This window comes from Methanobacterium petrolearium, from assembly GCF_017873625.1.
GTDB classification, from domain to species: domain Archaea; phylum Methanobacteriota; class Methanobacteria; order Methanobacteriales; family Methanobacteriaceae; genus Methanobacterium; species Methanobacterium petrolearium.
Map to the genome: position 1 here is coordinate 73565 of NZ_JAGGKL010000002.1, position 12704 is coordinate 86268.

A 12704-nucleotide genomic window follows, 5' to 3' on the forward strand; every position below is an offset into this window, starting at 1 on the left:
TTCAATGTCTTTAGAGAAGATCACACCTTAAGTTGAATGGATAAAAAACGAACACAATCCTAAAAAATAAGAAAAAGAAGAAATAAAAAAATTTATGCTGATTTGACGGCCATTTCGATGTCTTCGGATTTGACAGTCTTTCTTCCAGCGTGTTTTGCAAGTTCTACGGCTTTTTTGGCCAGCTCTTCGCCACTTTCTTCCAGAGCTTTGGCTAAAGCCTCCTTTGCATCATCGCTTATCCTTTGAGCACCAGCATTTTTTATGATCCTTCCAACTGGAGCAATTGGTAATTCAGCCATATTTTCACCTCCTATTTTAGCTAGGACTCTATAATATTTAAAGATATCGGTTTTCATGACATGATGAGCCATGGTAATTACCTTGCACACTCACCAAGTGTGATCATCAACCTACCAAAAATTTAAAGGTTACATAGTCCCATAGGAATTCTCATGTATAATACTCCGGACATTGCACCCACCATTGAAGAGATACTATGCAAGGCCACGCGAGACTTGATTTCATATGAAGAAGCATTAAAACTTATTAAAACTACTGGTTCAGATTATCAGGCCTTAATTAGGGCAGCTGACTTGCGAAGGCAGGAATTGATTGGTGATGAAGTTACTTATATTAAGAATTGGAATATCAATTTCACTGATATATGCACTGGAACCTGTGGTTTTTGTGCCTTCCGCAAAGACCCTGGGCAGGATGGGGCATACTTTTTAGATGTTGATGAGATAGTCCAAAGGGCTAAAACTGCCTGGGATGATGGTGCAATTGAAATCTGCATACAGGGTGGCTTACATCCTGATGTTGATGCCTACTTTTATGAGAAAATACTCCTGTCTGTAAAAGAGGAAATCCCGGACATACATATTCATGCTTTTTCTCCCATGGAAATATATTATGGGGCAGCACAATCAGGATTGACTTTAAAAGAAACATTGAAGATGTTGAAAGATGCAGGTTTGGGTTCCATGCCTGGAACTGCTGCTGAAATCCTTAATGATGATGTTCGGAAGGTCATCTGTCCAGGTAAACTCACAACTGAAGAATGGGTTCAGGTGATTGAAACTGCTCACCAAACTGGCGTACCCACCACCTGCACCATGATGTATGGTCATGTGGAAAGCGTAGAACACCGGGTGGAGCACCTGGAAATCCTGCGCAACATACAGAAAAAAACTGGAGGATTCACAGAATTCGTGCCACTTACATTCATGCATCAAAATGCACCCATATATAAGCAGGGTATTTCCAGCCCTGGAACCACTGGAACCGAGGATCTGAAACTCTATGCTGTGTCCAGGTTAATGTTCGGAGATCTCATTCCTAACATCCAGGTTTCCTGGGTGAAACTGGGATTTAAATTCGCACAGGTATGTCTCACTGCTGGTGGTAATGATATGGGTGGAACACTGGGAGAAGAAAACATTTCCCGATCTGCAGGGGCGCAGCATGGTGTTTACACGCCTCCTGAACATTTACAATACATTATCAGGGATTTAGGCAGGATACCCGCTGAGAGGGATACTCTTTATAAAAAAATAAATCTTTTGTAATATTCTTTTTATGTATTTTTGTTGTTGTTTTTCTTTTATATAGGGAATAATTTATGATTGTGGCAATTGAGAGGAGGGGTTTTGATCAATATGAAAATGAATTTTAACGATTATCGTCATGGTAAAGACTTCTGGCGAGTAAACCTATGTTTTCAATTGAATTTTCAATTTGATTATTAATATTGATTATTGCTGGTAGATTTGGGATTGGGGAGCTAGATTTTATTTATAACCACCCAATCACCCTCTTCAACATTTTCCATAATCTCCAAACCTTCAACCACCAGTCCAATATGATTAACATCAGAGGCAGGCTGGGAATCTCCGAAAAAAATGCAAAAAGCATTTCCTGGTGGCCAGTAAGATATGTCTCCCTTATCTGAGGATGGTGAGGGGTTTTCATAGTCATGATCTAAGGGTATGGGGAAGTAGATTTCTTCCTGCCATAACTGGGCCTCACCCTCCATAGGAAGGTTATCGTAGAAGTTTTGGGCAGTTTTCGGGTTTCGGTCATCTAAGATTGCAGTGAGTTTTCCTTTTTTTATTATTTCAATCTCAATTTCCATCTTCATTGAAGTCACACTCTCTTATCCTCTTAATTAAAGTGACACACTCTTCTCATCTTGTTTTAGTCAGTTTGATTCAGGAGTTCTTCCATTATCTGCACACCGGTGGATGTTCCAATCTTACTGGCACCAGCATCGATCATGGCCAGTGCTGTTTCCAGGTTGCGAATACCTCCGGAGGCTTTAACACCCATTTGCATACCAACAGTTTCCCTCATCAACCTGACGTCTTCGGTTGTAGCGCCATCTACTCCGAATCCAGTGGAAGTTTTCACGTAATGAGCTCCGGCCTCCCTAGCCAGCTGGCAGGCAGTTATTTTTTCTTCCCTGCTTAGTAGGCCTGTTTCCAGTATAACCTTCACTATGCGTCCTCGGGCTGCTCCCACCACTGCTGCTATGTCTGATTGGACCAGGGGGTAGTGGCCTGATTTAAGGGCTCCGATATTCATCACCATATCCAGTTCAGATGCACCATTCTCCACAGCCTCCTCAGCCTCAAAAGCCTTGGCATGGGTTGTCTGCACACCGAAGGGGAATCCTATAACCACACACACCTGAGTATCTGAATTTTCCAGAAGTTCCCATGCTAGGGCTGCCTGGGTGGGTGTTACACAGACACAGTTGAAGTCATAGTTATCTGCCTCCTGGCAAAGAGATTTAATATCATCATCAACGGCATCCCTCTGTACATTGGTGTGATCAATCATACCTGCCAGTTCTTCAATTGATATCCTCATCAAATCCCTCCATTTGTTGTGTTTTTTTTCATATTTTTTTTTTTATCTATGTTCAATTAGGAATATTTTCAAATAGGTTCAAACCGGGAAAATTTTTTAAATTAACTTTTTAGCCATGTATGGTCCTTCCTGCTCATACCCAAATTTACGATAATAATTACGGACTCCTATTCCACTGGTTATGAGAATTTTCTTTTTATCATATTCTTCATAGCTCACTTTTTCTGCTTCTTTTAAGAGTTGTTCACCATAACCTCTGTGTTGCCATAGTTCATCTTCTCTTTCACCTAAGGGTATCATAGGACCATATACATGTAATTCACGGACCAGTGCTGTGTCATGATCTATTTCTGGCCTATGGATCTTGGTTGATGGCATACGCAGCCTTAAAAATCCAAGAAGAACATCAGACTTCACATCTTCCATGGACATGAATATTTCTTCTCCTTCACTTGCCAGGTAATTTTCTTTCAGGAGTTGAACATTTTCATGATTGGGTTTAATTCCCTGTGCTGCCTGGTGTCCCACTTCCCGGCAGCGGATGCACTGGCACTGCACACCTTCCTTTTTAAGTTGTTTGTAGACTAATTCTCCCAGATTGGACTTCTTAACTCCAGCTTCTATGAGTTGAGAGGGAATATCCCGCTGAATACGCATGGTACGCACCCATGTGGGAAGTATCTTTTTCACTTTAACTATAAGGTCAACTGCTTCCTCTGTAGAGTAAGGTTCGTACTCCCCATTTTCCCATAATTCATAGAGTTTGGAGCCTTTGGTGACCAGGCAGGGATATATCTTCAGCATGTCTGGTTTGAAACGCTCATCAGAAAATATTCTCCTGAAAATCCGCAGATCTCTTTCTTGGTCTGAGAAAAGACCTGGCATGAGGTGCATGGCCACTTTAATTCCAGAATCCTTCAAGATCCGGGTGGCCTCTACAGTATCCTCAACCCTGTGCCCACGCTGGATACGATGATATATGAAGTTATAGATGGTTTGCACACCTAACTCCACTCTGGTAACTCCCATCTGAAGCATCCGATCAACATCCTCCCTCTTGGAGTAGTCAGGTCTGGTTTCGAAGGTCATACCCACACAACGTACACTGGAGTTTTCATTGGCTCTTTGAATGTCTTCCAAGTACTTGAATTCCTGCAAAGTCTCTGAATTTATTTCATCAGCACTGGGAACAATTTTAGTTTCTTTAACTCCAAAATTCACCATAGCTTGCAAGCATTGGGTTATGAACCACTCCTGAAAACACAGGAATCGGGAGGGAAAAGTACCTCCCATTATGATGAGTTCCACTTTATCCAGGGGGTGACCTATACTCTCCAGTTGGAGTAAACGATTGTAAACCTGTTTATATGGATCGAAATCATACATTCTGGCCCTTAATGCTGCTGGCTCCTCCCCAGTGTAACTTGGAGGTGCTATAGTGCTTTCAGGACAGTATAGGCATCTTCCATGAGGACATTTATGTGGGGGGCACATCACTGCCACCACGGCCACACCAGAAATGGTTCTGGTGGGTTTTTTCTTTAAAATAGGAATCACTTGTTCTATTTCATCTGCACGGGCCATTTGGAGTATTTCTGAATTACGGGGGAACCTGTCCAGTTTGTAATCACGACATACTCTGAATTTAGCTTTCTCCAGATCATTCCTGTTTTTTATATCCCCTGCCAATATGGCCTTTATTATGGATCTTCCCGCTTTTTCCATTTGTTTTTCTCCAAAAATCCCATTAAAAATTATTTATTTAATATTTTTTTGATAAAATCATTGATAACCTGTGGTGATTATCTTTTTACTATCAATTGATTATTAATCCACCATAAAATTCTAATTTTGATATTTAATATAACTTTAACCATTTTTTTTAAGTTTAAGTATTTCCATGGCTCTCATAATATCTGTTCTGGATATTATCCCCACCAATTGTCCATTTTCCACCACAGGCAGTCTTCCCACGCCGGTCTGTTTTAACTTGGCCATGGCATCGATTAACAGTTCACTGGGACTAACTGTCACCAGATCACGACTCATAAATTCAGTTATTGACTTGTTTTCTTCACCCTGTTTTGCATGGGAGATATCATGGAAGGTGATAATCCCAGAGAGATTCTGCCCATCTACAACTGGATAACCCATATGCTTATTTTCTAACATGATTTTCAGCATTTCTTCCACAGTTGTTTCCATTTTAACAGTTTTAACTTCCCTGGTCATCATATCTTCGACTTTAACTCCTTCCAGAATGTTTGAAACCATTATTTCCTTGTATTCAGCGTCTGCTCCAATGTAAATGAACAATGCAATGAGAATCAGGAAAAAATTCCAGAAGATTCCTACCACTGCCATGAACATGGCCAAAAACTTACCCACAGAAGCTGCAGTTTGTGTAGCCTGCAAATAACTCATACGCCTGGCAAGAATTGCTCTTAAAACCCTCCCACCATCCATTGGATAAGCTGGGATCAGGTTGAAAGCTCCCAGAATGAGGTTAACCAGTGCGAAATTATTTAGAAATTCAAAAATGTAGGGATAATATCCAGACCCTGCAAAGGCAAAGTAAATCCCATAACAGATCAATGCTATAACAAAGTTCACCATTGGCCCAGCAATAGATATTCGCAATTCCTCACCAGGATCTTCTGGTAACTCTTCCATGGCTGAAACACCACCAATGGGCAGGAGAATTATCTTTTCAATTCCAATTCCGTATCTTTGAGCCACATAAGAATGGGCCAGTTCATGGAGTACAACTGTAACAAATAGTAAAGTGATGAGCAAAGCTGCATTTAAATCAATTCCAGGTGCCAGATTCAGTATAGCCACAGCATAAATCAGGATCATTAAAAGAAGAAATGAAACATGCAATTCCACGGGGATGCCAAAGGCACTGAATATTTTAAAGGAGTACTTCATTGTTGCACCTGTTTATTCAACACCGTTTTATTCATATTATTATAGTTGACTTCCAATGGTATAAAATGACATGGGAAAACTGGAAATAAGACCATAACTATCATGTGGAATATTATACCTAGGACCAGGGGTAGTTATTTTCCATGTCAATCCCCAATTTAAATCTGGGAGGATTAAAAGGTTTAAAGGATATGAATCGCTTTAAAATGGACAATAATTATATACATCAAAAAACAGAGTAACAAGTGGTGTTAAAATGAAAGTGAGTGATTTCTTCGGGCGGAAAGTTTTGGATAAAAAGGCTAACGAGATTGGTAAAGTTGTGGATATGGTGATAGAACCAAAAGAAGGAATCATAACCAGTATGATTCTATCAACCAGTGATTTTGGTCTCACCCGGAAAGATGTGGAGATAGAAACTTCAGATATTGATGAGGTTGGAGACTACGTTTTATTGAATATTGGACAGGAAGACTTGGATGAAAGGGTCGAATCAGCCAAAAAAGCTGAAAAAAGACGATTAGATATTAAAAAATAAATAACAATTGATTTGGAAATATTCTTACAATATAAATTTAAATTGTCATGGGCATGAATTCATTATACTGGGGGTGAAATTGTGGAAACAGCTACTCGAGAGGATAACGAACTTTTAATTGGCGTTCACGTAAGGTACAGTGGAACCGGCAGTGCAGGTGAGGTTTTAGCCCTTCGTAGTGATGACGATGGTATTTGGGCTAAAGTAGATACTACTCAGCTTTGGTACAACAGCCGTTACCTAGAACTCTTGGATGAAAAAGAATACAAAAAGATCAAAGACAGAGAATCCAAGAAGAAATCTAACAAGTTCAATGAAGATGCTGATGAGAAGGAAGTTATTAAGAAAAAAATTGATTCAGTTAAACAGAAACTGGACGGTGTGGACATGAGCAGTGAGCTCTGTGATGGTGGAGGCTAAAACTCCTCCATAACTTACTTTTTTTTGATCAGTATTAACTTTAATATAATACATGTAATTTTTAATTAATTAGCCTTATTTAAATCATTTTTTACTTTTAAAGGTCATAAAAAGCGGTTTATGTTTTTAAACTTCATTTAATCATTTAATTTATTGGTGCACTCTTTGAATGAATTTTCAACTGCAAATTTATCTATTTTCAGTTCTTCTCCTAAAACAACGGCACTGTAACTTCCTGAAGGTTTGTGTACTGGGTCGCAAACTGTTTGATTGTTACTGGGTACATGCACCGGGTCACAAATCACCGGTTCGGTAATCATCTTATAAAATATATAAACAATGATCAAAGATACAATGCCGGAGACAATGGCAATCGTAATTTTTGTTTTCTCGTTGGGGATGAAATAGTCGATAGAACATCCTAGGAAATAGCTGAGGATTACTCCCAATAATATAAATGGGAAAATGCTTATTAGAAAGAGCAGAAGATCAATAAAGTTGGAGGGGGCATAAAAATAAGTGTAATAGGAATCAATATAGTTTTGACCTAATAAAATGATGATTACACTGATTGAAGGAATGAATAATAATAAGAACAAGGTTATTTTGAATTTGTTGGGATAAAAAAATTCTTTGATATTTACCATGTTATCATTTTACCCTACCCTATTATATCCTTTTTTAAAGTAGTATAAGAATAAAGTGGAGATAAATCAAATTCTGAAAATTTTTCCCAGGATTTCTGAGTTCTGGAAATAATCATCCACACCCCTATCCTGAAACTTTTTCCCCACCATTTGAAATCTCCACATTTTTTCAGTTAATTCATCCACTCTCTTAGTATGATTTCCATAAAAAGCGTCCATTTCTTGAGCTAAACTAGATATATTTTCTTCAATTTCGGTTTCAGGCAGCATGCTGTAAATGTTAAGCAGACAATCCAGTGTGAATCTGTTACACTTTCTGATGAGATCTATTGTTTGGTTCTTAAGTTTCTGTGCCTTTTTACCAGGATAAAAACGTTGTATCAATCCCGAACGATAAGATAGGGCTATCATCCGGTGAGATAGTTCAGGATAATGGGAATTTTCCCGGTAAAATGTGTGGACATTGACACGGAACATCTTCTCAACAGCATCATCCTTGATCCTGTAATCCCATTGAGGCCACTGGCCCCTTAAAAGACCGTCACGTTTAACCAACCTTTCCAGAGGGGAACCAGCTACAATTTCAGCCCTTCCAAAGTCAAAAGCCAGGTTTATGTTCCTGTTCATGAAATATATGTTTTCATTTATCTCTTCCAGGGTTGCGCGTGGGTGGAACATCAACAAATTGAAGGTAACTCCCATATTAAAATTTTCCAGTAGTTTAAGGGAATTATTAATTTCATCTATACTTGTAGCCCGTGCCAGGAGTTTTAATCCAGTATTACTTGCATTTTCAACCCCTAAAAACACGCCAACTGTACCAAGTTCTTCTAAGATCAAAAGGATTTCTTCATCAATACCATCTGGCCGGGTCTTAATAAGGAGGGCAATATCTTCCAGTTCCACTCCCTCCTCTATTAAATATTTTTTTAAAGATTTCAAACGATTATAGGAATCTTCTTTTGAGGGTAGGAGAAAATTATCATCATGAAACTGGAATAACCTTACATTTTTTTGTTTGTAAAGTTCTGCCATTTCCATGGCAACGTTTCCTGGTGCTCGCAATGCATAGGGGAGTCCTGTTTTCGTATGGTGAAAGGCGCCTATGCAACAGTAAATGCAACGGGAATGGAAACATCCCCGGCTGGTAACCAGAGTGGCGAAGGTTTCACCCAATCTGGTATGGGCTTTTTCGTCACGCAAGGGGAATGCTAATTGGTTCAGATCCATGAATTCTGTAATTGAATAATTTTCTACTATCCTCCCCTCTTCTGATTTGTAGATCAGGTTAGGAATGTTGGATAATCTTTTGTGGGTACAAACCGCATCAACCAGTTTTGATATTGGGGTTTCTCCTTCAAAACGAATTACTGAGTTAACAGATTCATATTCAAGCAGTTTTTCATATTCAAAGGTGGGAAAATGGCCCCCTACAGTAATATGCACGTCTTTTTTGATATTTTTTATTTTCTGGATGAGTTCTAGAAACATGGTGGCCAGGGATTGGAATGCCATTGAAACTGCAACGATATCAGGATCAAAGGATTTTACTTCATTTAAAACTTCCAAAAATTGATTATAATTTGAACAAGGAGCTATCTTAACGGAATATTCTTTATTTTTTAATTCCGCCCCCAAATATCTTATAGCCAGATTTTCTTCGTCTTCTGCACCTATAAGTAGAATTTTTCCTTTCTCTTTCATTTAAATCAAGGGATTTCCCGGTTGGATAAGGTAATGTCATTTTGTACTATTTTATAGTAGTACATCCTGATTATATTTTGTTTTAGGGCATAAAGTTTTAAATTTGGTACAAGTGGTAGGTAATGGCTAAGGATGATGATGTACACTATGGAATGTTGATGGATATTGGTTTTTTAAGGATTTTTTTGGGAATTGTTGACTTAAAACCCCTGATCTCTGGTAGTTTATCTTATTTTTTAATTTAGAATTTCTTGGGGAGATATCTTTATATCTCAGAAAACTCAAATAAATTGAACATACCGACGGTCGGTTTGGAGATTACTATGGTGAAGCGAAAATCCAGAGAAGAAAGAATAAATGAAATAACCCAAGCAGCTATTAATGTTTTCCTGGAAAAAGGATATGAAAGCACTACTATGGAAGCAATTGCCCAGAAAGCAGGTATTAGTAAAGGAGGTTTGTACCATCATTTCCAGAGCAAGGACATGATCCTGATTATGGCCAATGAAAAAATCAGTGCAAAAATTGAAAAATTATTGGAAGATGCTGGAAAATTTGCTTCAGTTAGGGAAGGGCTGTTATTTTACATTGAAAACTATCTCAATTACTGGCTGGAACATCCCAAGGAAATTGCCTTTTTGTTCCTTTCTCTGGGAAAAATACTGGATAATCCAGAACTGTTAAAGTACTACCGCCAGTTTACCCAGGATTATATGCATTTTTTTGAAGAAACATTTAAAAAGGGAATTCAATGTGGTGAATTTGAAGAACACAATGTTAAAGTTAGTGCCATGATGTTGGTATCAGCAATGGATGGGATTTTAAGTTACATGTTACTGGATGAGAGTTTAAACCTTGAAGATGTGGTTAAAAATTTAGAGGAGAAATTCATCACTCCCATTGAAAATCACCCCTGTTGAAATAAACCACCATTACAAATCACCATTGGAAAGCGTCAAAATTATCTAAAAACCATAGGATTATCTAAAAACCATAGGATTATCTAAAAGGTACTAAATGAAAAATGCAACTTTGAAAGAAATATGGAAGTGTTGGGATGGTTAAAGGCGTAATCGATTTCTATTACTTTTCTGGAACTGGAAACACCCTGTTAGTGGTTCAGAAGATGCGGGATGTTTTCACACTGGAAGGCATCCGGGTGAATTTACATAAGATCGAGGAATCAAATCCAGAGGATATTAATTTGAACCATACTGTTGGTCTGGGATTTCCCATAGCTGAAATGTCCACCTATAATTTTGTATGGAACTTCATTAAAGCACTGCCAAAAACTACTCTGTCCACAGAAATATTCATGGTGGACACATTGGCTGGGTTTTCAGGTGGAATAGTTGGCCCACTACGTGAAATACTAAAAAATAAGGGTTATATCCCCTGTGGGGCAAAGGAAATTGTGATGCCTCCCAACATCTTCTTCATTCAGGATGCCGGTGCTTGTAAAAAAAAGGTTGAAGAAGGAATACAAAAGGCTGAAAAATATGCTCAGGACATTGTAAATGGGAAATCTCAATGGGGAAGAGTACCGGTACTTTCGGATGCCATGTACTATGCCTCTAGGGCAAGTTTAAAATTAACTGAAAGCAATATTAACCAAAAATTCCTGCGTCTGGAAACAGATGAAGAAGAGTGTCGTAAATGTGGCATATGTTACAGACTGTGTCCAGTGAACAATATAGAAATGGAAGAAGGTGAATACCCTCAACATGGGTTTAACTGTGAGTACTGTTTAAGATGCACTTCATTCTGCCCCAGAGGTGCCATACCATGTCCTGTGAACTACAAGGGTAAAACATACCAGGCAGTGAAAGCCAAAGAGTTTTTGAAGTAACATGATTAAGGTAAGATAATCAATCTTATTCAGATCTACTCAAATCTTCTTCAAATCCTTTTTTTATATTTTAATTCCTGGAAAATTATGGTAAATTCAGTTCCATCTTCCTTATTCAGTTCGATTTTCCCATTTAATTGGTAAGTTAAGGAAACTACTAATTTTAAACCCAAAGTCTCGGTATTTCTAAAATCTACATCATCAGGAAAACCAATTCCATTGTCTTTTACAGTTAAAATGATATCATTATCTTCTGAATGGACTGTGGTGTGTATTTCCCCTTTAGTTTCTCCTGGAAAAGCGTATTTTATGGAATTAGTCACCAGTTCATTTAAAATAAGGCCACATGGAATTGCAGTGTCCACATTTAATTTTATATCTTCCACATCAATATTCATCTTTATTTTCCTTGCATCATAATGGAAATAGATGTAATTTAAGAAGCTAGTTAAGTAATCTCTTAAATTTATATTGGCAACACTAGGGGTGTGATAGAGTTCATCATGGATAATTGCCATTGATTTAATACGAGTTATGTTTTCTTGCCAGAGTTCAAGATCTTTCTGGTCTTTAACGTATTCAGACTGAAGATTCAAAAGACTTGAAATAATCTGCAGGTTATTTTTAACACGATGATGTATTTCCCTAAGTAATAATTCTTTTTCTTGAAGTGATGATTTTATCTTAGTTTCAGCTTTCTTAATATCCACAATATCGTTACCAATACAGACGATCCCTACAATTCTAGAATCATCACTTCTGATAACTGATTTTGATAGGAAAACCGGGATAATTTCGCCACTTTTGGATTTTAGATAGGTTTCAATATTATTTGCAGAATTATTTTTTAAAATAGCGTCACTAAATGTGTTATATTGGTTGATATCACTAAAGAGGATTCTTACTGGTTTTGTTATTATTTCTTTCTCACTGTACCCCAGAAGATCTACGGTAGCCTGGTTAACAGTTATAATTTTATTTTCATGGTCAAGTAGGATTAGAAAGTTGGACATGGTAGAAACTATATCATCGGCAACTGCAGCAGTGGTTAAGGCAGGAAATCTGTACTTCCAAATACCATAGCTGATAAAGCTTATGCCAATTGTGGACATGGTCATTGACATCTCAGGTACTCTAATGGCTGTAGAAGGAAGTACCAGATCACTGACCAAACTTATAATTAGGGGAAGATAAATTCCCACCATCACATATTTTGCTTGTAATCTTTTTAGATTTTTTGCTTTAATATAATAAGCAAAGCATAATCCTGCTGCTACTAAGCTGCAAACTACTGTCCAGACCGTCATTGCATCAAATAATAAGGTATTAACTGGGTATAAATAAGTCCAACCCCAGTACTCTTTTACAATTCCTATCAGTAGCCAGTTGGTGTATAAGGCCAAAATAGCCATGATGAATGCAGGTCCATAAATTAGAAGATAAGCGAGTTTATTTTTTAAAAGGTAGGTTTTCTCAGTGAAAATAAGTGCAATATGCAAAACAATTGGAGGAACTATTGGCCATAGGACACTTACTTTAAGCCAGAAGTAGGCTGTACTAAAATCAATAGCCTGCCTGTATTCAAATTCTACAAATGCCATCAATCCAACAAATATAGCCAATAGTGCAATCATTATATTTAACTGGTTTTTAGGATTTTTATGGTAAATAAAATTACCTAGAAAAAAGCACACCATGAATGCAGTGAGGGAGATTAATGCGTAGGGGTTCATGTTCCTCCATA

General features: G+C 37.8%; 14 protein-coding genes. 6 read left to right on the forward strand and 8 right to left on the reverse strand.

What is annotated here, in order from left to right:
• Positions 1–92 precede the first annotated feature (92 nt).
• Positions 93–299: a histone HfoA2 gene (gene hfoA2, locus J2743_RS02390; RefSeq protein WP_209624962.1), complete on the reverse strand. Its 207-nt coding sequence runs from the start codon at positions 297–299 to the stop codon at positions 93–95.
• A gap of 153 nt (positions 300–452) precedes the next feature.
• Between hfoA2 and cofH the strand changes: the two genes are divergently transcribed.
• Positions 453–1568, forward strand: a complete 1116-nt coding sequence (gene cofH / locus J2743_RS02395) for a 5-amino-6-(D-ribitylamino)uracil--L-tyrosine 4-hydroxyphenyl transferase CofH (protein ID WP_209624963.1) — start codon at positions 453–455, stop codon at positions 1566–1568.
• 215 nt (positions 1569–1783) lie between these two features.
• Here the strand turns inward: cofH and J2743_RS02400 are convergent, their stop codons facing one another.
• The 4 genes from J2743_RS02400 to J2743_RS02415 all read right to left on the reverse strand — a co-directional run bounded on the left by J2743_RS02400 (position 1784) and on the right by J2743_RS02415 (position 5802).
• Positions 1784–2140: a cyclophilin-like fold protein gene (locus tag J2743_RS02400; protein ID WP_342451627.1), complete on the reverse strand. Its 357-nt coding sequence runs from the start codon at positions 2138–2140 to the stop codon at positions 1784–1786.
• 56 nt (positions 2141–2196) lie between these two features.
• Positions 2197–2871, reverse strand: coding sequence for a deoxyribose-phosphate aldolase (gene deoC, locus J2743_RS02405; RefSeq protein ID WP_209624964.1), 675 nt, complete (start codon positions 2869–2871; stop codon positions 2197–2199).
• Positions 2872–2967: 96 nt separating this feature from the next.
• Entirely contained in the window at positions 2968–4596 is a 1629-nt protein-coding gene (locus J2743_RS02410; protein ID WP_209624965.1) for a tRNA uridine(34) 5-carboxymethylaminomethyl modification radical SAM/GNAT enzyme Elp3, read from the reverse strand.
• A 144-nt stretch (positions 4597–4740) separates the two neighbouring features.
• The gene (locus J2743_RS02415) at positions 4741–5802 is read right to left on the reverse strand and encodes a CBS domain-containing protein (protein WP_209624966.1); all 1062 of its coding nucleotides are present in this window, start codon (positions 5800–5802) and stop codon (positions 4741–4743) included.
• Positions 5803–6058: 256 nt separating this feature from the next.
• Between J2743_RS02415 and J2743_RS02420 the strand changes: the two genes are divergently transcribed.
• The gene (locus J2743_RS02420; RefSeq protein ID WP_209624967.1) at positions 6059–6340 is read left to right on the forward strand and encodes a PRC-barrel domain-containing protein; all 282 of its coding nucleotides are present in this window, start codon (positions 6059–6061) and stop codon (positions 6338–6340) included.
• Positions 6341–6421: 81 nt separating this feature from the next.
• Positions 6422–6760, forward strand: a complete 339-nt coding sequence (locus J2743_RS02425) for a DUF2098 domain-containing protein (RefSeq protein ID WP_209624968.1) — start codon at positions 6422–6424, stop codon at positions 6758–6760.
• Between the two features lie 137 nt (positions 6761–6897).
• On the opposite strand, the gene J2743_RS02430 is transcribed toward J2743_RS02425, so the two are convergent.
• Together J2743_RS02430 and J2743_RS02435 are read right to left on the reverse strand one after the other, a co-directional pair.
• Positions 6898–7407, reverse strand: a complete 510-nt coding sequence (locus J2743_RS02430) for a hypothetical protein (RefSeq protein ID WP_209624969.1) — start codon at positions 7405–7407, stop codon at positions 6898–6900.
• Between the two features lie 66 nt (positions 7408–7473).
• Positions 7474–9111: a B12-binding domain-containing radical SAM protein gene (locus J2743_RS02435; RefSeq protein ID WP_209624970.1), complete on the reverse strand. Its 1638-nt coding sequence runs from the start codon at positions 9109–9111 to the stop codon at positions 7474–7476.
• 122 nt (positions 9112–9233) lie between these two features.
• Here J2743_RS02435 and J2743_RS12125 point away from each other — a divergent pair, with 122 nt between their 5' ends.
• The 3 genes from J2743_RS12125 (at position 9234) to J2743_RS02445 (ending at position 10960) form a co-directional block, all read left to right on the forward strand.
• On the forward strand, positions 9234–9356 hold the full coding sequence (locus tag J2743_RS12125) for a hypothetical protein (protein WP_280904187.1): 123 nt from the start codon (positions 9234–9236) through the stop codon (positions 9354–9356).
• A 78-nt stretch (positions 9357–9434) separates the two neighbouring features.
• On the forward strand, positions 9435–10031 hold the full coding sequence (locus J2743_RS02440; protein ID WP_209624971.1) for a TetR/AcrR family transcriptional regulator: 597 nt from the start codon (positions 9435–9437) through the stop codon (positions 10029–10031).
• Positions 10032–10168: 137 nt separating this feature from the next.
• Complete coding sequence (locus tag J2743_RS02445) at positions 10169–10960, forward strand: EFR1 family ferrodoxin (RefSeq protein WP_209624972.1); 792 nt, start codon at positions 10169–10171, stop codon at positions 10958–10960.
• Between the two features lie 50 nt (positions 10961–11010).
• Here J2743_RS02445 and J2743_RS02450 read toward each other — a convergent pair whose 3' ends face one another.
• On the reverse strand, positions 11011–12693 hold the full coding sequence (locus J2743_RS02450; protein WP_209624973.1) for a sensor histidine kinase: 1683 nt from the start codon (positions 12691–12693) through the stop codon (positions 11011–11013).
• Positions 12694–12704 lie beyond the last annotated feature (11 nt).